At 65.6% G+C, this 22493-nt stretch carries 20 protein-coding genes; 12 read left to right on the plus strand and 8 right to left on the minus strand.

Translation table 11 applies throughout. The features are described from left to right. Positions 1-21: 21 nt before the first annotated feature. The 5 genes from glnE to rfbB are packed head-to-tail and all read left to right on the plus strand — an operon-like array spanning position 22 to position 6662. The gene (gene glnE, locus AACZ17_RS06135; RefSeq protein WP_290741103.1) at positions 22-2919 is read left to right on the plus strand and encodes a bifunctional [glutamate--ammonia ligase]-adenylyl-L-tyrosine phosphorylase/[glutamate--ammonia-ligase] adenylyltransferase; all 2898 of its coding nucleotides are present in this window, start codon (positions 22-24) and stop codon (positions 2917-2919) included. A 2-nt stretch (positions 2920-2921) separates the two neighbouring features. Further along, entirely contained in the window at positions 2922-3860 is a 939-nt protein-coding gene (locus AACZ17_RS06140; protein ID WP_290741106.1) for a branched-chain amino acid transaminase, read from the plus strand. An 18-nt stretch (positions 3861-3878) separates the two neighbouring features. Further along, positions 3879-4724, plus strand: coding sequence for an alpha/beta hydrolase (locus AACZ17_RS06145; protein WP_290741109.1), 846 nt, complete (start codon positions 3879-3881; stop codon positions 4722-4724). After that, positions 4721-5602: a dTDP-4-dehydrorhamnose reductase gene (gene rfbD, locus AACZ17_RS06150; RefSeq protein WP_290741112.1), complete on the plus strand. Its 882-nt coding sequence runs from the start codon at positions 4721-4723 to the stop codon at positions 5600-5602. The genes AACZ17_RS06145 and rfbD overlap by 4 nt, the downstream gene beginning before the upstream one ends. Further along, positions 5595-6662 (plus strand): dTDP-glucose 4,6-dehydratase, encoded by a 1068-nt coding sequence (gene rfbB, locus AACZ17_RS06155; protein WP_290741115.1) that lies wholly within the window; start codon positions 5595-5597, stop codon positions 6660-6662. The genes rfbD and rfbB overlap by 8 nt, the downstream gene beginning before the upstream one ends. Before the next feature lie 5 nt (positions 6663-6667). Here rfbB and AACZ17_RS06160 read toward each other — a convergent pair whose 3' ends face one another. The 3 genes from AACZ17_RS06160 to rfbA are packed head-to-tail and all read right to left on the minus strand — an operon-like array spanning position 6668 to position 8910. Beyond that, entirely contained in the window at positions 6668-7444 is a 777-nt protein-coding gene (locus AACZ17_RS06160; RefSeq protein WP_290741120.1) for an SDR family oxidoreductase, read from the minus strand. A gap of 22 nt (positions 7445-7466) precedes the next feature. Then, entirely contained in the window at positions 7467-8015 is a 549-nt protein-coding gene (gene rfbC, locus AACZ17_RS06165) for a dTDP-4-dehydrorhamnose 3,5-epimerase (protein WP_290741123.1), read from the minus strand. Further along, on the minus strand, positions 8005-8910 hold the full coding sequence (rfbA, locus tag AACZ17_RS06170; protein WP_290741126.1) for a glucose-1-phosphate thymidylyltransferase RfbA: 906 nt from the start codon (positions 8908-8910) through the stop codon (positions 8005-8007). Before rfbA ends, rfbC begins: the two co-directional genes overlap by 11 nt. A 282-nt stretch (positions 8911-9192) precedes the next feature. Here rfbA and AACZ17_RS06175 point away from each other — a divergent pair, with 282 nt between their 5' ends. Genes AACZ17_RS06175 through AACZ17_RS06185 form a run of 3 tightly spaced genes read left to right on the plus strand, consistent with a single transcriptional unit; the run spans position 9193 to position 12216 of the window. Next, entirely contained in the window at positions 9193-10440 is a 1248-nt protein-coding gene (locus tag AACZ17_RS06175) for a glycosyltransferase family 4 protein (RefSeq protein ID WP_290741483.1), read from the plus strand. After that, complete coding sequence (locus AACZ17_RS06180; RefSeq protein WP_290741129.1) at positions 10427-11143, plus strand: class I SAM-dependent methyltransferase; 717 nt, start codon at positions 10427-10429, stop codon at positions 11141-11143. The genes AACZ17_RS06175 and AACZ17_RS06180 overlap by 14 nt, the downstream gene beginning before the upstream one ends. Next, positions 11140-12216: a prenyltransferase gene (locus AACZ17_RS06185; protein ID WP_290741132.1), complete on the plus strand. Its 1077-nt coding sequence runs from the start codon at positions 11140-11142 to the stop codon at positions 12214-12216. The genes AACZ17_RS06180 and AACZ17_RS06185 overlap by 4 nt, the downstream gene beginning before the upstream one ends. A gap of 7 nt (positions 12217-12223) precedes the next feature. On the opposite strand, the gene AACZ17_RS06190 is transcribed toward AACZ17_RS06185, so the two are convergent. Beyond that, positions 12224-12841, minus strand: a complete 618-nt coding sequence (locus tag AACZ17_RS06190; protein WP_290741135.1) for a class I SAM-dependent methyltransferase — start codon at positions 12839-12841, stop codon at positions 12224-12226. A 40-nt stretch (positions 12842-12881) separates the two neighbouring features. Further along, positions 12882-14303 carry a TolC family outer membrane protein gene (locus tag AACZ17_RS06195; RefSeq protein ID WP_290741138.1) on the minus strand — a complete coding sequence of 474 codons (1422 nt, stop codon included), beginning with the start codon at positions 14301-14303 and terminating at the stop codon, positions 12882-12884. Positions 14304-14508: 205 nt separating this feature from the next. Between AACZ17_RS06195 and AACZ17_RS06200 the strand changes: the two genes are divergently transcribed. The 4 genes from AACZ17_RS06200 (at position 14509) to AACZ17_RS06215 (ending at position 18490) form a co-directional block, all read left to right on the plus strand. Next, the gene (locus tag AACZ17_RS06200) at positions 14509-14967 is read left to right on the plus strand and encodes a DUF1249 domain-containing protein (RefSeq protein ID WP_339637932.1); all 459 of its coding nucleotides are present in this window, start codon (positions 14509-14511) and stop codon (positions 14965-14967) included. Positions 14968-14973: 6 nt separating this feature from the next. Continuing rightward, complete coding sequence (cpdA, locus tag AACZ17_RS06205) at positions 14974-15819, plus strand: 3',5'-cyclic-AMP phosphodiesterase (protein ID WP_290741145.1); 846 nt, start codon at positions 14974-14976, stop codon at positions 15817-15819. 83 nt (positions 15820-15902) lie between these two features. After that, positions 15903-17795: a DNA topoisomerase IV subunit B gene (gene parE, locus AACZ17_RS06210; RefSeq protein WP_290741147.1), complete on the plus strand. Its 1893-nt coding sequence runs from the start codon at positions 15903-15905 to the stop codon at positions 17793-17795. 104 nt (positions 17796-17899) lie between these two features. Continuing rightward, positions 17900-18490 (plus strand): YceI family protein, encoded by a 591-nt coding sequence (locus tag AACZ17_RS06215; RefSeq protein ID WP_290741150.1) that lies wholly within the window; start codon positions 17900-17902, stop codon positions 18488-18490. Between the two features lie 5 nt (positions 18491-18495). Here the strand turns inward: AACZ17_RS06215 and AACZ17_RS06220 are convergent, their stop codons facing one another. Genes AACZ17_RS06220 through AACZ17_RS06230 form a run of 3 tightly spaced genes read right to left on the minus strand, consistent with a single transcriptional unit; the run spans position 18496 to position 22382 of the window. Beyond that, the gene (locus tag AACZ17_RS06220) at positions 18496-20742 is read right to left on the minus strand and encodes a tetratricopeptide repeat protein (RefSeq protein WP_290741154.1); all 2247 of its coding nucleotides are present in this window, start codon (positions 20740-20742) and stop codon (positions 18496-18498) included. A gap of 33 nt (positions 20743-20775) precedes the next feature. After that, a complete protein-coding gene (locus AACZ17_RS06225; RefSeq protein ID WP_290741157.1) occupies positions 20776-21849 on the minus strand; it encodes a glycosyltransferase family protein in 1074 nt (357 codons plus the stop codon). Next, the gene (locus tag AACZ17_RS06230; protein ID WP_290741161.1) at positions 21849-22382 is read right to left on the minus strand and encodes a phosphatase PAP2 family protein; all 534 of its coding nucleotides are present in this window, start codon (positions 22380-22382) and stop codon (positions 21849-21851) included. Before AACZ17_RS06230 ends, AACZ17_RS06225 begins: the two co-directional genes overlap by 1 nt. Between the last annotated feature and the right edge of the window lie 111 nt (positions 22383-22493).

The raw sequence follows: 22493 nt of genomic DNA on the forward strand, positions 1-22493 counted from the left end.
GCCAACGGAAGCTTGTTACGGATGATCGATACCCACGCCTTGACCCCGGGACTGGCAGCAGCGGCAACAACCGCCTGGCAGCGCATACAGGACCACCCCGACACGGAGGCCGCTGGGCGCCTGCAGGCTGCGGTCACAGAGCGGCAGGCAGAGCTCGCGGCGCCCCTCGCCCGGGTGCTGGCCTGCAGCCCCTTCGTTGCGGAGACCGTGCGCCGCCGGCCGGCGGTGCTGACCGACCTCATCGAGTCCGGGCTCCTGCAGCGCGCCCTGCAGCCGGGGGAGTTGCGGGGGGAGCTGCGCCAGTGGCTGGCGGCGCCCGGGGCGGAATTGAATCCCGTACTGCGGCGCTTCCGTCAGCGGCATATGCTGCGCATCGTCTGGCGCGATTTTTGTCGCAGCGCCGACACCCTGGAAACCGTCGGTGACACCTCGTCGCTGGCGGAGTCCTGCATTGTGCTGGCGCAGGAACACCTGGCGGCGCAGCTGCAGGCGCGGTTTGGCACGCCCAGAAGCGCCCGCGATGGCGAGCCGCAGGAGCTTATTGTGATTGCGATGGGCAAACTGGGGGCCCGCGAGCTCAACGTCTCATCGGATATCGATCTCATTTTCGCCTTTCCGGAGGCGGGCGAGACCGATGGCGAACGCCGATCCATCAGCAATGCGGAGTTCTTTACCAAACTCGGCCAGGGCCTGATCAACGCGCTTGACCAGGTGACCGCAGAGGGCTTCGTGTTCCGTGTCGACATGCGCCTGCGGCCCTACGGTGAGAGCGGGTCCCTGGCAGTGAATTTTGCCGCGCTGGAAGAGTATTACCAGGATCAGGGGCGCGACTGGGAGCGCTACGCCCTGATCAAGGCGCGGCCCATCAGCGGCAACCCGCAACGGGGCGCGGAGCTGATGGATATGCTGCGGCCTTTCGTGTTCCGCCGCTACGTGGATTTCGGCGTGATCGAAAGCCTGCGCGGCATGAAGCAGATGATCAACAGCGAAGTGCGCCGCCGCGGCCTGCAGGACGACGTCAAGCTGGGCCACGGCGGCATCCGCGAGGTGGAGTTCATCGCCCAGTGTTTCCAGCTGATTCGCGGCGGCCGTGATCTGGCGTTGCAGCAGCGCGAGCTGCTGCTGATTCTGGAAGAACTGTGTACGCTGGGTTGCCTGCCGGCTGAGGCGGTGTTCGAGCTGCGCACTGCCTACCTGTTCCTGCGCGACAGCGAGCATGCCATCCAGGGATACCTGGACCAGCAGACGCAGGCCCTGCCGACCGACGCACTGCAGCAGCAGGCCATGGCAACGGTAATGGGCTGCGCGGACTGGGGGGCCTACCTCGCGGCGCTGGCGGCGCACCGCAGCCGCGTCGCAGAACACTTCCGCGACCTGATTGCCGAGCCCGAAGACGAGGCAGGTTCCGCCGCCGACGACCTGCCCGCCTGGGGCGCGGACCTGACCGCTGAGATGCTGGCGGAGCTGGGTTACCGCGCGGCGACCGACAGCCTGGCGCAGCTGCAGGCACTGCACGCCAGCAGCCGCGTCGCGACGCTGCAGGCCGAGGGGCGTGAGCGCCTGCAACAGTTCATGCCACGCCTTTTGCTGGCCTGTGCCGAGGCCGCAGACCCGGATCGCGCCCTGCAGCGAATTTTGCCGCTGGTCAATGCGGTGCTGCGCCGCAGCGCCTATCTGGCGCTGCTGCTGGAGAATCCCCCTGCGCTTGCCGACCTGGTGTTGCTCTGCGATGCCAGCCCCTGGATTGCCGAGCAGTTGCAGCGGCACCCGGTATTGCTGGATGAACTGCTGGACAGGGCCAGCCTGTATACCGCACCCGACAAGTCACGCCTTGCGGACGCCCTGCGCCAGCAGGTTGCGCGTCTGCAGCCGGATGACCTCGAAGGGCAGATGGACGCACTGCGCTATTTCAAGGCCGCACATGTGTTGCGTGTGGCGGCCAGTGAGGTGGTTGGGCGCCTGCCGCTGATGCAGGTGAGCGACAAACTGACGTGGATCGCGGAAGTGATTCTGGAGCAGGTGCTGGCGGTAGCCTGGAGCGACCTTACTGCGCGGTTTGGCGAACCGTCGCGCAACAGCACGGGCACCGGCTTTGCGGTGTTCGGCTACGGCAAGCTGGGCGGCATCGAGCTCAGTTACAGCTCCGACCTCGACCTGGTCTTCATCTTCGATGCCGACTCGCAGGGTGTCACCAACGGCGAGCGCAGTATTGATAACGTGCGTTTCTACACCCGACTCGGGCAGCGCATCATTCATATTCTGGAAACACGCATGGCCATGGGCCAGCTGTACGAAACGGATATGCGCCTGCGGCCCTCCGGTGCGTCGGGCCTGCTGGCAACGTCCCTGAAAGGCTTCCGCAGCTACCAGGAAGACAGCGCCTGGACCTGGGAACACCAGGCGCTGGTGCGCGCACGGCATGTTGCGGGCGATCCGGCGGTGGCCGCCGGGGTGGATGCCGTGCGCCGGGCAATCCTGGAGCGGGAGCGCGACACCCAGGCGCTGGCGGCGGAAGTGGTGGCGATGCGCACGCGCATGCGCCGCGAACTTTTGCCCGCGCAGCTCCCCGAGGGCGAGGATTTCGACCTGAAACAGAGCGCCGGAGGTATCGTTGATATTGAATTTATGGTGCAATATGCGGTTCTGGCGTGGTCTCACCGCGTGCCTGAACTGGTGCGCTGGTCGGACAACATTCGCATTCTGGAAACCCTGGCACGTGCCGGCCTGCTCAGCGAGGAAGAGAGCAGCACCCTGGTGCAGGCGTATCTGGCGTTCCGGTCTGCCGCCCACCAGCTGGCCCTGCAACAATTGCCCGGCCGGGTCGATGGCGCGCAGTACCGCGAACAGCGGGCCAGCGTGGAAGCCGTGTGGCAGCGCCTTTTTCCGGCGCAGTCAGGATCAACCGAGCAGCAGGACTGAACATGAGCGCAGTACCCAATTTTGCAGACCGCGACGGGGTCATCTGGATGGACGGCGAACTGGTGCCGTGGCGTGAAGCCAAGGTCCACGTGCTGACCCATACCTTTCACTACGGCCTTGGCGTGTTCGAGGGTGTGCGTGCCTACCACACCCCCGACCGCGGCACCTGCATCTTCCGGCTTGAAGAACACACCAACCGGCTGTTCCGCTCGGCGCACATCCTGGGCATGGACATGCCCTACGACAAGGCCACGCTGAACGAAGCCCAGCGCACCGTGGTGCGGGAAAACAAGCTCACCGAAGGCTACCTGCGGCCCATGTGCTTCCTGGGCTCGGAGGGCATGGGTCTGCGCGCCGACAAGCTGCGCACGCATGTCATGGTGGCCGCCTGGGAGTGGCCCTCCTACATGGATCCGGAAGCCCGTGATCGCGGCATCAAGGTGCGGACCTCCTCGTTCACACGCCATCACGTCAATATCACCATGTGCAAGGCCAAGGCCAACGGCAACTACATCAATTCGATGCTGGCGCTGCGTGAAGCACTGGACAGTGGCGCCGAAGAAGCCTTGATGCTCGACAATGAAGGCTACGTGGCGGAAGGCAGCGGCGAGAACGTATTCGTTGTCCGCGACAACCAGATCTTTACCCCGGACCTCACCTCCTGCCTCGACGGTATCACGCGCAACACCGTGTTTGCCCTTGCCGCTGAGCTCGGTTACCAGATTCGTGAGCGACGCATCACGCGCGATGAGGTGTACATCGCGGACGAGGCCTTTTTTACGGGCACGGCGGCGGAAGTTGTTCCTATCCGCATGCTCGACGGGCGCAAGATCGGCAGCGGCGTGCGTGGCCCGGTGACCGAAAAGCTGCAGGCCATGTATTTTGACTCGGTGCGCGGCAACCGCCCGCAACATCCCGAATGGTTGACGCCGGTCGCCTAGGCGACTGGCTGCGAACCCGTGCCGGAGCATACGCCACAGCCTCCCGCCGTGACCGAGGGCCAGCTGGACGATGGCATTTTCTATCGTCACTGGCCCGCCAGCGGTCCCGCAAGGGGCGTTATTCTGCTGGCCCATGGCCTCGGCGAGCACAGCGGGCGCTACGAGCACTTTGCGGCCTTCTTCACCCGCAGCGGCTATGCGGTGGTCGCCCCGGACCATGTGGGCCATGGGCGCTCTCCGGGCCGCCGGGCGCATGTGCAGCAATTCGCCGATTACCTGCAGCCGCTCCTGACCCTGCGCAGCCGCATTGATGACTGGTATACGGGTCTTCCCTGTTTCCTGCTCGGGCACAGCCTGGGTGGCCTGATCGCCTCGCGCCTGCTGCTCGACGCACAGTCGCGATTTGCCGGCGCTGCGCTCTCCGGGCCGGCACTGGCCGTGGACGAGCCCCCGCCCGCTCCGCTGTTGCTGCTGAACCGCCTGCTGGCCTGGCTCTGGCCGACTCTGGGCATGCTCAAGCTTGATGCCAGCCAGGTGAGCCGGGATCCGCAGGTGGTGGCGGCCTACGAAGCAGACCCCCTGGTGCATCACGGCAAAGTGAGTGCTCGCCTGGTGCGGGAGCTGTTTGCGACCATGGCTGTGGTCAACGCCCGCGCGGCTGAAATCACCCTGCCGCTGTTGGTCATGCACGGCGAAGCCGACGTGATGACAGCGCCCGCCGGCTCCCGCGATTTCAGCGCCCGGGTGGGGTCCAGCGATGTCACGCTGCGCCTCTATCCCGATCTTTACCATGAAATCTTCAACGAGCCGGAGCAGGAGCAGGTGTTTGCCGAGCTGGCCGCCTGGATGCAAGCCCGGGCGTGACAGCGACGGCCCTGATCACCGGCGCTGCGGGCCAGCTGGGCCGCGAACTGCGGGCCACTGCACCGCCGGGGCTGCGTATCGTGGCGCTGGATCGCAGCGGGCTGGACATTGCCGACCCCGAGGCGGTGCGCCGCGTATTTGCCGAGCAGCGTCCCGATGTGGTGCTGAATGCCGCTGCCTATACCGCGGTAGACCGGGCCGAGGAAGAAGAGGCGCTGGCCCTGGCCATCAACGCCGACGGACCGGGCCACCTCGCCGCGGCCTGCGCCAGTACCGGCACCGCGCTGATTCACGTGTCCACCGACTTCGTATTCGCCGGGGACTCCGGCCACCCCTACCTGCCGGACTCCCCCACGGGCCCGCTGGGCGCCTACGGGCGCAGCAAGCTGGCCGGCGAGCGCTCCGTGCAACGCGCGCATCCGCGCGCCCTGATTGTGCGCACAGGCTGGGTCTACTCCTGTTTTGGCGGCAACTTCGTGAAGACCATGCTGCGCCTGATGCGTGAGCGCGACACCCTGTCCGTGGTCTGCGACCAGGTGGGCACGCCGACCTGGGCACGGGGCCTGGCCGAAGCCCTCTGGGCGGCGGTCGAGCAGCCCCTGTTGCAGGGTGTCTACCACTGGAGTGATGCCGGTGTCTGCAGCTGGTATGACTTCGCCGTGGCGATTGCCGAGGAAGCGCAGGCCCTGGGGCTGCTACAGCAGCTGCCGGAGGTGCGGCCTATTCCGGCCAGCGACTACCCGACGCCGGCACAGCGCCCGGCCTGCAGCGTGCTCGACAAGCAGTCCAGCTGGGCCGCGCTGCAGCGTGTGCCGCCGCACTGGCGGGTGCAGCTGCGCGCCATGTTGCAGGCGTTGAAGGAGACCCCGGATGCCTAGGTCACTGCTGGTTACCGGTGGTGCCGGCTTTATCGGTGCCAATTTCCTGCACTACTGGCGCCGCCGGTACCCCGAGGATGCGCTGGTGGTGCTGGACGCCCTGACCTACGCCGGCAACCGCGCCAATCTCGCTGCACTGGAGGGGCAGGCCCGGTTTCATTTTGTGCACGGCACTATTTGCGACCAGCCGCTGGTGGAGAGCCTGCTGCGCGAGCACCGGGTGGACACGCTGGTGCATTTCGCCGCCGAGAGCCACGTGGACCGGTCCATCAGCGGCCCGGACGCGTTTATCGAAACCAATGTCATTGGCACCCACAGCTTGCTGAAGGCCGCGCGTGCCGTATGGCTGGACGGCCCGGGTGGCGCGGAACACCGTTTTCACCATGTGTCGACGGATGAAGTGTATGGCTCCCTTGCCCCGGACGCTCCGGGGTTTCACGAGGCGCAGCAGTACCAGCCGAATTCGCCCTATTCGGCGAGCAAGGCCGCGTCCGATCATCTGGTGCGCGCCTACCACCACACCTATGGCCTGCAGGTGACCACCAGCAACTGCTCGAACAATTACGGTCCCTGGCATTTCCCGGAAAAGCTGATCCCGCTGTGCCTCACCAATGTGCTGCGCGGTCGCCCGCTACCGGTGTACGGCGACGGCAGCAATATCCGCGACTGGCTGTATGTGGAAGACCACTGCCGAGGCATTGAGCTGGTGCTGCACGGGGGCGCGGTGGGCGAAAGCTACAACATTGGCGGCAACAACGAATGGCACAACCTGGCCATCGTGGAACTGCTCTGCGACCAGCTCGACCGGCGTTTTGCCGCCGATGCCACGCTGGCTGAGCGCTTTCCGGATGCGCCCGCAGCGCAGGGTGCCAGCGCGCGCAGCCTGATCCACTTCGTCGCAGATCGTGCAGGCCACGACTGGCGCTATGCCATTGACGCCAGCCGCATCACCGCCGAGCTGGGGTATGTGCCGCAGGAGACCTTCGAGACCGGTATTGCGCGCACGATTGACTGGTTTCTGGGCAACGAACCCTGGTGGCGCCCGCTGCTCTCCACCTGAGTTGTCTACACCGGGCTTTCCACCATACCGCCGTCCACGGTGAGCACGGCACCGTTCATGTAGCCCCCCGCCGCCCGACTGGCAAGCAACAGCAGGGGAACGCTGAGTTCCTCGAGTTCGCCCATGCGCCGTGCCGGAATGGTTTTGATGTAGCGCTCGCCGCTTTCGGTGTGGAAATAGTCGCTGTTGATGTCGGTGAGAAACCAGCCCGGGCACAGGGCATTGACCCGGATGTTCTGGCGGCACAGCTCCATGGCCATCGATTTTGTCAGCTGCACCACGCCGGTCTTGGAGACGTTGTAGGCGGCTTTCAGCACGCCGGTGTGCAGCCCGTAGATGGAGCCGATATTGACAATGCTGCCCCCGGCGCCGCTGCGCGCCATCTGCTGCGCCCCCGCCTGTGCCACGCGCCAGGCGCCGTTCAGGTTGGTTTCGATGATGTGATACCAGTCCGGTTCGGTGGTATCGAGGAATTTGATCGGGTCGCTGGCGACCCCGGCGTTGTTGATCAGGATGTCCAGTTGCCCCCAGTCCTGCTCGAGCTCGGCAAAGGCAGCCGCAACGCTGTCCGGGCTGGTGACGTCGAGGGTGATGGCGCCCGCCTCGGCACCCGCCGCGCGCAGGGCATCGACCTGCTCGGCCAGCTTGTCGCGGCGTCGGGCGGCCAGCACCACGCGTGCGCCTGCCGCGCTCAATACCCGCGCAAAATGCGCTCCCAGGCCGCTGGACGCCCCGGTAACCAGGGCAGTCTGGCCCTGCAGCTGAAAATAATCCTGTGCCATATCGCCAACTCCTTTCCTGCGGCTAATCGAACAGGGGCACGCTGCCCCAGGGCTGGCCCGCGGCATCCTTGGCGGACAGCGTGGGTTGCTCGCCCGGGGCAAGCGGCCATTGAATGTTGAGTTGTGGGTCATCCCAGGCCAGTGCAACCTCGCTGGCGGGATGGTAGTAGTCGCTGCATTTGTACTGGAAGTCGGCGAACTCGGAGAGCACGTAAAAACCGTGCGCAAAGCCCGGGGGTACCCACAGCATGCGGTGGTTGCTGGCACTCAGCTCAAGGCCGAACCACTGGCCCAGCGTCGGCGAGCTGCGGCGCAGGTCCACCGCCACATCAAACACCGCGCCGGAGGTCACCCGCACCAGTTTTCCCTGCGGCTGGGTGGTCTGGTAGTGCAGGCCGCGCAGGATGCCCCTGGCGGAGCGGCTGTGGTTGTCCTGTACGAAGCTGACGTCGAGCCCGGCGTCGCGAAACGTTGCTGCGTTCCAGCTTTCAAGGAAAAAGCCCCGTTCGTCGCCGAAAACGCGCGGTTGCAGTACACACAGGCCGGCCAGCGGCGTAGGCTCAAATGTCATTGCTCAGCACCCCGTCCTGGTCCAGCAGCTGTCGCAGGTAGAGGCCGTAGCCACTTTTCTCCAGCGGCGCGGCCAGCGCCAGCAATTTCTCGGCATCGATATACCCCATACGGTAGGCCACTTCTTCGGGACAGGCGATCTTCAGGCCCTGGCGCTCTTCAACCACGCGAATGAAATTGGCCGCGTCCAGCAGCGAATTGTGTGTGCCGGTGTCCAGCCAGGCGGTGCCACGGCTCATCACCTCCACCCGCAGGTCACCGCGCGCCAGATACGCCTTGTTGACATCGGTGATCTCGAGCTCGCCGCGGGCGGACGGGCGGATCCCCCGGGCAATGTCCACGACGTCATTGTCGTAAAAATAGAGGCCGGTCACGGCGTAGTGGGAGCGGGGGCGCGCCGGCTTCTCCTCAATGTCCACGGCAACGCCCTGGGCGTTGAAGCTCACCACCCCGTACCGTTCCGGGTCCTGCACGTAGTAGGCAAACACCGAAGCGCCGGACTGGCTCTGGGCGGCGTTGCGCAGGCTCTGGGTGAAGCCGCCGCCGTAGAAAATGTTGTCGCCCAGCACCAGGGCACAGGGGCTGTCGCCGATGAATTCAGCACCCAGCAGGAAGGCCTGGGCCAGCCCGTCCGGACTGGGCTGCACGGTGTACTGGATATTGATGCCCCACTGCCCACCGTCCGCCAGCAGGTCGCTGAAGGCCGCCTGGTCGCGGGGTGTGGTGATCACCAGGATGTCCCGGATACCGGCGAGCATCAGCGTTGCCAGCGGGTAGTAGATCATGGGTTTGTCATACACCGGCATCAATTGCTTGCTCACCGTGCTGGTGAGGGGGTGCAGGCGGGTGCCCGAACCGCCGGCAAGAATAATGCCCTTGTAGTGGGTAGCGGCCATACCTGATCCGGTTTTATGAAAAGCCGCGATTATACGGGAAAACGCGGTCAATTGACGATAAGGCGCGGCGATCAGAGCCGTTCGCGAGCGCCGGGACTGGTCTCCTGCCCCGCGAGACTGCTAGAATCGGCACGTTGCCAGCCACGTCTGCGGCGACAGTGATGGGCCCCTGGCCCGCCCCCTAACGGTACAGGAAGAGGCGCCGTCATCAGGCAGCTTGATACAGTAGTGAGCGATTCCGCCGCAGCCGCGAGGGTTGGCAGCGCCTACCCGCCAGCGCCTGTGGGGAAAGCCCTGCGTCCGCTGCGCATCGCGCTGCTCGGTTACCGCAGCAAGCCCCATGCCGGGGGGCAGGGGGTCTACATCAAATACCTGAGCAAGGCGCTGGTCGACATGGGCCACACCGTCGACGTGATTTCCGGCCCGCCCTACCCCGAGCTCGACCCGCGCGTCCGCCTGATCCAACTGCCCAGCCTGGACCTGTTCGAGAACGGGCTCGGCTCGCTGCGCCCACGGCACCTGCGCTCGCTGAGCAACATCATCGAGTGGCTGAGCAAGCTGACCGGTGGCTTTGCCGAGCCCTACACCTTCGGTCGCCGCGCCGTGAAGTACCTGCGCCGCCATCGCGGCGATTACGACCTGATTCACGACAACCAGAGCCTCAGCTACGGCATGCTGCAGCTGCAGGATATGGGCCTGCCGCTGGTGACCACGGTGCACCACCCCATCACCAGCGACCTGCGCATCGCCCTGGCCGCCGCGCCGCGCCTCTACCAGCGCCTGCTGATTCGTCGCTGGCACTCGTTCCTGCACATGCAGCAGAAAGTCATCACGCGTCTGCACCATGTGGTGACGGTGTCGGACTGCTCGCGGCAGGACATTGCCCGGGATTTTGGTTTGCAGCCCGCGGGCATTGCGCTCGTGCACAACGGGATAGACACGGCGGAGTTCCGCCCCCTGCCGGAGGTCGAGCGTCGTCCGCTGCGGCTGATGGCGACGTCCTCCGCTGATGCGCCCCTCAAGGGGCTGCGCTACCTGCTGCTGGCCTGCGCGCGCCTGCTGCCGCGTTACCCCGAGCTGGAACTGCTGCTGGTGAGCAAGCCTGAGCCCGGTGGTCGCACCGAGCGGCTGATCGAGCGTCTGGGAATCGGCCCCCACATCCGCTTCGTCAACGGCATCAGTACCAGCGACATGGTGCGCTACTACGCCGAGGCGAGCATCGCGGTTGTGCCCTCCATCTACGAGGGGTTCGGTCTGCCCGCTGGCGAGGCCATGGCCTGTGGCGTGCCGGTGATCTCCACCAACGGCGGTGCACTGCCGGAAGTGGTGGGCGATGCCGGTGTGCTGGTGCCGGTGCGGGATGCCGAGGCTCTCGCCGAAGCCATCGACAGCCTGCTGCAGGACCCGCAGCGTCGGGCCCGGCTGGGCGCCGCCGGGCGCCAGCGTATCCTCGAAGCGTTCAGCTGGGAGGTATGCGCCCGCGACATGGACGCCTACTACCGCAAAGTGATCGCCAATGCAGACCGTTGATTTTCGCTACTTTCCGCTGCAGCCGGGCGATCGCGTACTCGACCTGGGCTGTGGTGAGGGGCGTCATGTGATTGCCGCGTATGCCGCTGCACCGGTGCAGGCGGTGGGTGTCGATCTGTCCCATCGCGACCTGTGTACGGCTCAGGCCCGGGCCGTGGATTTCCTGCAGCCGGGCGAATCCGGTAAACAGCTGCATCTCACCCAGGCCTCCGCGCTCTGCCTGCCCTTCCCGGATGCCAGCTTCGACAAGGTGATCTGCTCCGAGGTGCTGGAGCATATCCCGGACTACCGCGCCGCCCTGGTGGAGATCCGCCGGGTGCTGAAGCCCGGCGGGCTGCTCTGTGTAAGCGTGCCCCGGCGCTGGCCGGAGCGGCTCTGCTGGCTGCTGAGCAAGCGCTATCACCAGACCCCGGGCGGCCACCTGCGCATTTTTCGCGCCGACGCCCTGCGGGCGGAAATCGAGCACGGGGGCTTTATCGGGTTTCATCGTCACGGTGCCCACGCGCTGCACGCGCCCTACTGGTGGCTGCGCTGCCTGTTCTGGCGCGAGGGCGAGCAGCAGTGGCTGGTGCGCCAGTACCACCGCCTGCTGGTCTGGGATCTGCTGCAGGCGCCGCGGTTGACCCGCACACTGGAGCGCTGGCTGAACCCGGTACTGGGCAAGAGTGTGGTGCTGTATTTCCGTGCGGAGGCCGGCCAGTGAGCGGCCTCTACCTCAGCCGAGGCCTGTTTCCGCAGGAGTTCCTGCGACCCACGGTCGAGTACCTGCTGAACAGCCAGCGGCCCAGCGGCGAAATCCCCTGGTTCGATGGCGGCTACACGGATCCCTGGGATCACGTTGAAGCGGCCATGGGGCTGTCCATTGGCGGTGAATACGGGGCCGCCGTGAGCGCCTATCGCTGGCTCGCCGCGCGCCAGCTGGCGGATGGCAGCTGGTGGGCGTCCTACCGCGGCGATGTCGTGGACAATGACCACCGGCGGGAAACCAATTTCGTCGCCTACGTCGCGACCGGTGTCTGGCATCACTTCCTGATTACCGAAGATCGGGACTTCCTGCAGGACATGTGGCCCACGGTGGAGCGCGCCGTGCGCTTTGTGCTGGCACTGCAGGGGCCCCAGGGCGAGATTGACTGGGCGGTCAACAGCGCCGGGGAGCCGCTGCGCGATGCCCTGGTCACCGGTTGCAGTTCCATCTACAAAAGCCTGGAGTGCGCAATCAACATCGCCGTGACGCTGGGCGAGCCGCAGCCTGCCTGGGTTGCCGCTCGCGCCGCGCTGGGCACCGCGCTGCGCCAGCGGCCGGAGCGCTTCGATCGCAGCTGGGAGAGCAAGGCCCGCTTTTCCATGGACTGGTTCTACCCCGTATTGTCCGGTGCCATCAGTGGGTCCGCCGCTCGCGCGCGGCTGGCGGGGCGCTGGGAGGAGTTCGTACACCCGGGGCTGGGTTGTCGCTGTGTGTCGGATGAGCCCTGGGTGACCGTGGCCGAGTCCTGCGAACTGGTGATGGCGCTGCTGGCCGCGGGCGATCACGCGCGCGCGGTCGAGCTGTATAGCTGGTTGCACCAGTGGCGTTCCGATGACGGTGCCTACTGGACGGGGTATCAGTTCGTGGAGGATCTGCTGTGGCCGGACGAACAGCCGACCTGGACCGCCGCCGCGGTTCTGCTTGCGGCGGACGCCCTCACCGGGCATACCGCCGCCGCCAGGCTGTTCACGTCAGTGCAGTTGCTGCCAGATGCAGAGGGTGTGGCGACCCGGGCGCGTCGCGATCAGTAGTCGCGGTCTACAGGCGGCGCAATACCGCCAGGCTCTCGACCTGTTCACAGAGCACAAATAAACCGGATTGCAGGGCCAGTCGGTAGACGGCACGCGGGGCCTGGCCGCCTTTGGCTGCGTCGGCGTACACATCGTGAATCGCCAGGATACCGCCGCGCCGGATGTGGCCTGCCCAGCAGCGGTAGTCGGTGAGTGCCGCATCAAGGCTGTGTCCGCCGTCAATAAACACCATGGCGAGCGGTGTTTGCCAGTGGCGGGCAGCGGCGGCGGACCCCGCAACCACCGGCACCACGGTGTCGTCCAGGCCGGCCCGCTCGATGTTGCGGCGGAATTCCCGGAAGGTATCCACCCGGGCGATGTCAGCGTCATACAGCGCCGGGTCGTGGAACATTTCTCCCCGCTGGTGCTCCTCGGACCCGCGATGGTGGTCCAGGGCAAAGACGGTGCTGCCGTTTTCCTGCGCCGCCAGCCCCAGGTACAGGGTCGATTTGCCGCAATAACTGCCGATCTCAAGGAGTGGCCCGGCGCTACTGCTGGACTGCGCCCAACGGTACAGTGCCTGCGCCTCGTCCGGGTGCAGGAAGCCTTTGATCTGGTCGATGTCGGCGGGCAGTTGCGCTGGCATGGCTGGCGCGGCGTCACGGCGGGGCCGCGACGCCGGATCCTCAGGGGGTGCTGCTGGCGGTCGGGGCGGGCGGCGGCTCCAGCGACTCGTCCAGGCGGTAGACGTCTTCCGGGCTCAACAGGCCGGCCTGCGCCTTGAGACGCATGCTGTTCAGAATGTAGTCGTAGCGGCTGTTCGCGTAGTCGCGCTCGGCGGCAAACAGGGTGTTCTGGGCATTCAGCACGTCGACCACGTTGCGCGTGCCGACTTCGTAGCCGGCCTGGGTGGCATCCAGAGCGCTTTTCGAGGACACAATGGCCTGCGCCCGGGCGGCAACGCGGGATACGTCACTGATGACGGTCATGTGCAGGGAGCGGGCATCCGTGACCGTCGTGCGGGCCAGGTTGATGCGGTTTTCCCGTGCCGCGTTGAACTCCTGGGCCGCCTTGCGCCGGTTGGAGCTCACGGCGCCACCGCTGTAGAGCGGGACATCCAGGCGGATCTGCCACAGGCTCTCGTCCAGCTCGCTGTCCGGCGAGGTTTCGAACCCCGTTGCGGGTGTCCGCGTCAGGTTGCCGTCGGTGTCGTAGTCGGCGTAGCTGTAGCTGCCGCTGATGCGGGGTGCGTGCTCCATCTGGTTGGCCTTGGCCAGCTGGCGCGCGGCTTCCTCGGCATAGCGGGACGCCTGCAGGCTGAAGTTGTTTTCCAGCGCGAACTCAACCCAGGCTGCGCGGTCTGCGGGCTCGGGCGGCTTCACGGCGAAATCATCCTTGAGGACGTTGAGCTCCCCGTGTGCGCGGCCGGTCAATACCGACAGGCGCTCCAGCGCCACGGAGACATTGTTTTCGTCCACTATCCGGTTCACCTGGGCGAGGTCGCGTGCGGCCTGCGCTTCGTAGACATCGGTGATGGCGATCAGGCCCACTTCGAAGCGTTGCTGGGTCTGTTCCAGCTGCCGTTCAAAGGCTTTCTCCGCGGCGCGCGATGCGGCGAGGTTGTCCTGGGCGCGCAGCACCAGCAGGTAGGCCTCGGCCACCCGCACAATCAGGTTCTGCTGGTTGGCGGCAAAAGTGGCCTCTGCTTGCTTGGTGAACTCCCGCCCCGACTGGAATGTGAACCAGGCCGGCAGGTCGAACAGGGGCTGGTTGAGGCTGACTTCGTAGCCATCGCGGGTGGTATCGATATCGGTCACGGTCTGCACCGTGTCCAGGCCGCCGCCAAGCCCGCCGTCCACGGCAAAGCTTTCGTCGGTCGAGCTGCGGTCGACGTCGGTATAGCTGTAGTTGGCATTCACTTGTGGCAAGAGCCGCGACAGGCCAAGCTTCTCCGTTTCCAGATTGGCTTTGTACTGTGCTTCTTCAGCCTTCAGTTGCGCGTCGTTGGCCAGCGCCAGCTCGTAAATATCGCGCAGGGACTCCGCCCCGGCGGGAGCGGTGCTCGCAAAGAGCGCCAGCGCCAGCAATGCGGCTCCTGTCTTTCTCATCCTGAATCCTCTGTCGTGCTTGTGCAGTAGCGTGTGCGAGTGTAGCAGCCCGGGCGGTTCTCCGCATGCGTTAACCGGGTCGCAAAACCGGTAATATACTCACGGTTTTCAGCGAGACAAGTGCTACACTCGGTGCCTTTACCGCATCCGCTGACGCGGGCGCTACGCCGGAAGCAGGCTTGTTTGCAGGCACAGGAAACGAATGATGGCAGTGCAGCGGGCCCGCAAGCGCCCCTTCAAAATGGATCTCAAGCGCCTGCACGCGCTGTGCGAGGCGAATTATGCGCGCCTGCTGCGACTGTTCCCGGATTACGAACAGGCCAATACGCGCGAGTTCGCGCTGGGCGCGGCCCGTGTAAGGCTGGAAGTGCTGGAACGCAGCCGCTACACCACGTTTTTTCGCCTGCACCAGCTGCACGGGGAAGATCGCTGGCTGCGCCGGCTGGTGATTGACGTGCGCGCCTATCACGACGCGGGCATGTTGGAAGTGGGGGCGTTCCAGTCCCAGAGCCGCATCCAGGCGCGCTACAGTTACCCCAACAAGCAGATGTTCCAGCAGGACGAAAAGCTGCGGCAGAATGAGTTCCTCGGCGACTGGCTGGCCCATTGCCAGGCCAATGGCCTGGGGCAGTTGCCCGCCTCCACACCGGGCGCTGTACGCTGAGCGCTGATGGCGATGGTCGAGATCAAGCGCCAGACTGTTCCTGTAGCCGACGACGTGGTGCGCCTGCTACAGCTGACCGATACCCATCTCTGCCGTGAAGCCGGCGGCGAGCTGCTGGGTATGGATACCGACCACTCGCTGCAGGCGGTGATCGATCTGGCCCTGCGGGAACGGCCGCGGGTCGACGCTGTGCTGGGCACCGGCGATATGTCCAACCATGGCTTCCTGGAGGCGTATCAGCGCCTGCGAGGCTATTTCGAGCGCTTTGCCGCGCCGCAGTTCTGGCTGCCGGGCAACCACGACGACCGTGGCCGCATGGCCGCGGTGGACACGACGGGCACCCTGCTCAGCAACGACATTCGGCTGGGGCGCTGGCAGCTGGTCATGCTCGATTCCCAGGTGCCCGGTGAGGTGGGGGGTCATCTGGGCGCTGAGCAGCTGGCGCTGCTGCGTGAGACTCTGGCACTGGCGGCGGCAGAGGGGCTGTTCAGCCTCATCTGCCTGCACCATCATCCGCTGCCCATTGGCTGTCACTGGCTGGATGAACAGCGGGTCGCCGATGCCGATGCCCTGTTCGACGTGCTCGCAGCGTACGCCGGCGTGCGCGGCGTACTCTGGGGGCATGTGCACCAGGAGGTCGACCGCATCTGGCGGGGATTGCGCCTGCTGGGGTCACCTTCCACCTGTGTGCAATTTGCGCCCGACAGCGAGAATTTTCGCGCCGATACGCTGCCGCCGGGTTACCGCTGGCTGGAACTGCACCCCGATGGCCGCATTGACACCGGGGTTTCCCGTGTCTGGGACGTTGCGTTCACGGTAGACCTGAAGCGCGGCGGTTATCTGCAGGATTAGTCGCCAGACGGGCGCCAGACCGCGCTGCTGGGTTACAATGCAGCCCGCCCGACTAACGCAGTTTCAGGAAACCACAGGCAGGCATGAGCAATTACACCGCGGAAGACATTGAAGTCCTCACCGGGCTTGAGCCGGTGCGCAAGCGCCCCGGTATGTACACCGATACGACACGTCCCAACCACCTCGCCCAGGAAGTGATCGACAACAGCGTCGACGAAGCCCTCGCCGGGCACGCCAGTCGCATCGATGTGATCCTGCACCGGGATGGCGCCATCACCGTGAGCGATGACGGCCGCGGCATGCCGGTGGACATCCACCCGGTACAGGGCCGGCCGGGCGTGGAGGTGATACTCAGTACGCTGCACGCCGGCGGCAAGTTCTCCAACAAGAACTACCAGTTCTCCGGTGGTCTGCACGGTGTCGGCGTGTCTGTGGTGAACGCGCTCTCCACCCGCCTGGAAGTCACGATCCGCCGCGACGGGAATGTCTATCGCATGGCCTTTGCCGGTGGCGAGAAAGCCAGTGAACTCGAGGTGATCGACACCTGCGGCAAACGCAACACAGGAACCGCCATTTATTTCGTGCCGGACCCGCAATACTTCGATTCGGTGAATTTCTCCGTCATGCGCCTGCAACATGTGCTGCGCGCCAAGGCGGTGCTCTGCCCGGGTCTGCGCGTCACCTTCCTGGACGAGAAAAAGGGTGAGACCGACGAGTGGTATTACGAAGACGGCCTGACGGATTACCTCTGCGAGGCGACCATTGACTCTCCCTGTGTGCCCGAGCAGCCGTTTGTCGGCAGCTTCAGCGGCCGCAGTGCAGCGGCGAACTGGGCTGTGCAGTGGTTGCCGGAAGGTGGCGAAGTGATTGCCGAATCCTACGTCAACCTGATTCCCACGGCGCAGGGTGGCACCCATGTGAACGGCCTGCGCACCGGGCTGCTGGACGCGATGCGCGAGTTCTGCGAGCTGCGCAGCCTTCTACCCCGGGGCGTGCGCCTGGCCCCCGATGATATCTGGGATCGCTGCTGTTACGTGCTCTCGGTCAAACTCGAGGACCCGCAGTTCTCGGGCCAGACCAAGGAGCGGCTGTCTTCCCGCGAGGCTGCGGCTTTCGTCTCGGGCGTGGCCAAGGATGCCTTCAGCCTGTGGCTCAACCAGCATACCGGCGAGGCTGAGCGTATTGCGGAGTTGTGCATCAACAGCGCCCAGAACCGCCTGCGCACGGCGCGCAAGGTGACCCGGAAGAAAGTCACGGCGGGCCCTGCCCTGCCCGGCAAACTGGCGGATTGTTCTGGCGAGGACCCCACCCGCGGCGAGCTGTTCCTGGTGGAAGGGGATTCCGCCGGCGGCTCCGCGAAGCAGGCGCGCAATCGCGAGTTCCAGGCCATCCTGCCGCTGCGCGGCAAGATCCTCAATACCTGGGAGGTCGATTCCCAGGAGATCCTGGCCTCGCAGGAAGTGCACAACATTTCGGTGGCGCTCGGCATCGACCCCGCCAGCGACGACCTGTCCGGCCTGCGCTATCACAAGGTCTGCATTCTGGCCGACGCCGACTCCGACGGCCTGCACATCGCCACGCTGATCTGCGCGTTGTTTGTGCGGCACTTCCGCCCGCTGGTGACGGCGGGCCACGTGTTCGTTGCCATGCCCCCGCTGTACCGCATCGACGTGGGCAAGGAGGTGTTCTATGCGCTGGACGAAAGCGAGAAACAGGGAGTGCTGGACCGTATTCAGGCCGAGAACAAGAAAGGCAAGGTCAATGTGCAGCGCTTCAAGGGCCTCGGTGAAATGAACCCGCTGCAGCTGCGCGAGACCACCATGGATCCCGACACACGTCGCCTGGTGCGGCTGGTCATCGACGCCGGTGATGAAACCAACAGCATGCTCGATATGCTGTTGGCCAAGAAACGCGCGGGGGATCGCAAGGCCTGGCTGGAGAGCAAGGGCGATCTGGCCGATATTGCGGTGCTCTGAGGCGCTGTGCCGCGCCAAGCTTGTTGCGAGTGAACTGAGCGCGGTATCTGTACTCAAATCGCTTATAGTAGGGCTCGGCGCAACATGATGATGGAGGTGAGGTGATGAATTCGATTCGCAAGGGGCTGCTGGTCGCGGTCATGCTGCTGGGCAGTGCACTGGCCCAGGCGCAGTGGGAGCTGGACAACAGCCGTTCCAGCCTCGATTTCCTGTCGATCAAGAACGACGCGATTGCCGAGAGTCACCACTTCACGTCTCTGGTGGGGTTTGTCAGCGCCGAGGGGCAGGTGCAGGTGGGCATTGATCTCGACAGCGTGGAAACCCTGATTCCCATTCGCAATGAACGCATGCGCGAGCTGCTGTTCAAGACGGCGCAGTTTCCCGCGGCGAATATCGCCGCCAACGTGTCACCGGAAGTGCTCGCCATCGTGACGGACGGTGGTGTAGTGACCACGGATATCGAAGTGCTGCTGACGCTGCATGGCGCCGAGGCCAAGCTGTCGGTGCCCGTGCTGGTCACCGGCACCGAGGGCGGCCTGCTGCGGGTGATCAGCGCCCGGCCGGTGGTGGTCAACGCGGAGACCTTCGGCCTGGCTGACGGGGTGCGCGCGCTGCAATCCGTCGCCGGCCTGAGCGCCATCAGCACGGCCGTGCCGGTGACCTTCAACCTGGTGTTCGCGCCGGCCGGCGCCTGACGCCCTCAGCGGGTGGGTCCACCCAGGCGCTCAAGCAGGGCGCGGTAGTTACGGTTGCCGGGGTCGCTGGCCACCAGCTGCTGCGCCCACAGTCGCGCGCGTTCCAGGTCGCCGCTGCTGGCTGTGTAGTTGGTGAGTGCCAGCAGAATATCCGCATTACCCGGTGCCTGCCGCTGAACCGCTTCCAGCGTCGCAATCGCCTGCGTGATGTCACCACTGTCGTGCAGGGCAATCGCATACACGTAGCGGTGTCGCGTGCCTTCCTCCTCCTGCTCCGCCGCGCGGCGTAGATACTCCAGAGCCAGCGCCCGGTTGCCCGACCGGGTCTCCAGTAGCCCCAGCGCGTGCAGCGCGGCGCCGTTGTCCGGGGCGATGGCGAGTGCCGCCTGCAGCTCGGCGCGCGCCTCGTCCTCCCGCTGCAGCATGCGCAGCAGGTCGGCGAGGTTCAGACGGGCAGGCAGGAGCTGCGGGTTCAGCTGCAGTGCTTCGCGGTAGGCTTTTTCGGCTGCAGGCAGGTCGCCGCGGTTGAGCAGGAACATGCCCATCTGTAGCTGCACGCCCGGCATATCCGCATGCAGTGACTGTATGGCAATGTACTCGGCGAACAGGCTGCGCAGGGCATCGGCCTGTGCCGGCGGAACCTGGGCCAGGGGTACCGCAGCCAGGTTCTCGGCGACTGCCATGCGCACGCTGGTGATGTCATCGCTGATCAGTGGCTGCAGCAGGCTGTAGCGCTGTGGCAGTGGCAGGCCGCTGGCCCCGCGCACGGCGCCAAGACGCAGCAGCGGATCGGGAGACTCAAGCAGCGCCTGTGCCTCCGGCGATGCACCACCGCCGGTCTGGCCCAGGGCGGCGAGCGCGGTTGCGCGCATGATGGGGGTGGCGCTGCCATTCGCTGCCAGTGCCTGTACATCAGGCACTGCCTGCGCCTGTCCGGCATGCAATCGCTGCAGTGCGCGGGCCGGGTGCGAGCCGGTATCGGTGAAGTTCACTCCCCAGTCCCGCACCGCGGCCAGCGCCCAGTCCGCCGTTTTGTCGACGTGGCACTGGTTGCAGGCGTTGGGGACGCCCATGGTGACGCTGAGGTCAGGCCGCGGTATGCGCATGCTGTGGTCGCGGCGCGGGTCGACCACCATATAGGTGGTTTCCGGCATATGGCAGTTGGCGCAGGACGCCCCGCTGGAACCCTCCGGGTGGTGATGGTGTTCGGGTTGGTCGTAGACCGCTGCCTGATGACACTGCGCGCAGACTCCGTTGCCCGGCGCGCGCAGTTGCAGGCTATGGGGCTCGTGGCAGTTACTGCAGACCACACCTGCCTGGTGCATCTTGCTTTGCACCCAGGACCCGTAGACGAACACCTCATCGCGGATCTGCCCGTCATGGTAGTACAGCGGAGTTTCCGGCAGGGCCAGGCGGTGTGTGTCCAGCAGCGGTTTGCCGTAGTGATATTCGCCCAGGGTGCCCCGGCGGGAGTGGCAGCGGCCGCAGTTGTCGATCTGCGTGTTTTCCGTCAGCGGCTCCAGCCGGCTGGCGATGGCGGCGCCCTCGGTGAACGCCCAGTCACCCCGCTGTTGCAGCGCGACCGGAAAGCCCCCTCCGGCCACGCTGGACACGCTGCCATCCGCGACCAGCTTCAGGTGTGCCTGGCCGGGCCCGTGGCAGGCTTCACAGCTCACATCTACCTCGCTGAAGCGGGTATCGAAGCTGCGCGTGCTGGCATCGTAACGCTTTTCCACGTTGGTGCTGTGGCATTCGGCACAGCGGGTGTTCCAGTTCATGTAGGGGCCGGTCCAGTGCAGCGGATCGGTGTGGTCAGTCACCTCATCGGGATTGAGGTGAAACCAGCGCTGGCCGCCCTCAGCCGCCGGTCGTGCATCCCAGGCGATCTCAAAGGCCTGCAGCCGGCCGCGGGACAGTGGCAGGAGGTATTGCTGCAGCGGATAGGCCCCGAAGGTGTAGCGCACGGGGAAGTCGGCCAGTTTGCCATCCTCCCCCGCCGTGCGGATAAACCACGCAGCGTCCTTGCGGAAGAAGGTCGTGGTCACGTCGCGGTGGGTAAAAGTGGCCTGGTTGAAATCACCCAGCACCGACTGTTCGGTCGGTGTCTCCATCGCCAGATCGTGATGTGATCCCTGCCACTGCGTGTGTTGCTCGGTGTGGCAACTGCTGCAGGCATCGCTGCCGACAAAGGCATCGGACGCGAGGACCTGCGCGCTCAGCGTCAGGCAGAAAACAAAGAATGTGCACCGCACGGTATGATCACCTTGCCCTGGAGAAGGGTCAGGCTAACCCATGGCTGGCTGTTTCCCAAGTGCGTTGCACGGGTTTTGCTGTGGAGACAGTGTGCGGCCCCACAGCAGCGCCTGCAGGCTCGCTGCTTCGCTGCGGGCGCCGCCCGCCAGCCAGCGGGCCAGCGCGCCAGCCACGTCCGGAAAGTGAACCGTCGGTGCTGTGTTGGGCCGTGCCAGCCAGGCTGCCAGCGAATCTGCCGTGAGTTCCGCGGTCACAGTTGCGTACCCGAGCTCGCGCAGGGCCATTGCGTTGGCCAGCTGTTCAAGTTGCCCCCGCAGCGGGCGTGTAAGCACCGGCTTGCGCCACTGCAGGCATTCGCTGACCAGCTCGAAGCCGCTGTTGCAGATCACCCCCGAGCAGCTTGCGAGAGCCTGCTTGAAGGGAGCAACGCGGGCGGGGTGCAGATGCACGTTGCCGGACACGGCTTCCGGGAGTGCCGGTCCGAACAGCTCGAAGCGCTGCGCAGGGCACTGCTGCAGAACGTCTACGACGCGGCGGGCATCCTCAAACGGCAGATAGACAACGATATGCTCCTGGGGTTGGATATCCAGCGGTGGCAGGTCCAGGACAGGGGGCAGCACGTGCCTGCCGTAGGGGTGCCAATGCAGGCCGATTCCCCTGTCCACCGGGGCAAAGGCCTGCATGATACGCCGTGCCAGCCAATGCCCCGCCGGTGTCGGCGTGTCGCCGCCGAAGGCGTACTGATGGCCGATGCCGATGGTGGGAATACCCGCCCTGCGGCCGGCGCGGGCGACAACCGGTTCGAAATCGGTAACGACCAGATCAAAGCCCCGCACGGGCAGAGTGCGCACATCGCGGCGAAACTGCCACAATCCGGCCTGGCTCAGGGTTTTGCGATAGCGGATTCTGCCGGCTTCGGTGGCGAAGGTCAGGCCGCGGCAGTGCAGGAAGTCGCCAAAGGGCGCCATATCGAACAGCTGGTCCCGCTCGCGACCGGAAAACACCCAGACAATCTCCACGTCCAGACCCTCGAAGGCCCGGGCCATGGCGCGGGCACGGCTGATGTGGCCATTGCCGGTGGCCTGCACGCCGTACAGAATGCGCATCAAGCTGGTAGCCCCGTCAGTTGCACAGTCGCCAGCGCAATGCCCGCCCCCATCAGGGCCCCCGCGACGGTGTCACCCGGAAAGTGTACACCGAGCAGGATGCGGGACAGGGCCACCCCACAGGCCCACACGAAGACCACCACGAAGGGGCCGCCGTAGAACAGTGTGAGCAGCGTTGCCAGCAGAAACGCCGCCGAGGTGTGGCCCGACGGAAAGCTGAACTGGTCGGATGCGGTGATCAGGCTGCGAAAACCCGGTACCGCGACCTGCGGGCGCGGCCGCTTGAGGCTGTTTTTCAGGCTCCAGTATAGAGAGCGCTCGGCAATAAGGGCGGTGGCCAGTGCTGTCGCGAAGCCCAGTGACCCCGGTGCGGCGAGAAGCCACAGTAACAGGGGTACCAGTGCCTGCAGGTAGCCGTCGCCGGAGCGTGACACGGCGCGGGCAAGCGGGCGGACCATGCGCCGCTCACCCTGGGAAAATATGCGGGCGAGCAGGTGAAGGTCCAGCCTGTGCATGGCGTTGAGCAGCTTCATGTGGACACTATGGCCGCTCGGTGTGGCAGCGGTGTGACAGCGGAGTGACGGTTTGATGAAATCAGGCGTGCTGCACGGGGGATGCGCCAGGGCGTGCGATAGCAATTTACA

It is taken from the genome of uncultured Haliea sp. (assembly GCF_963973825.1).
GTDB lineage: Bacteria > Pseudomonadota > Gammaproteobacteria > Pseudomonadales > Halieaceae > Haliea.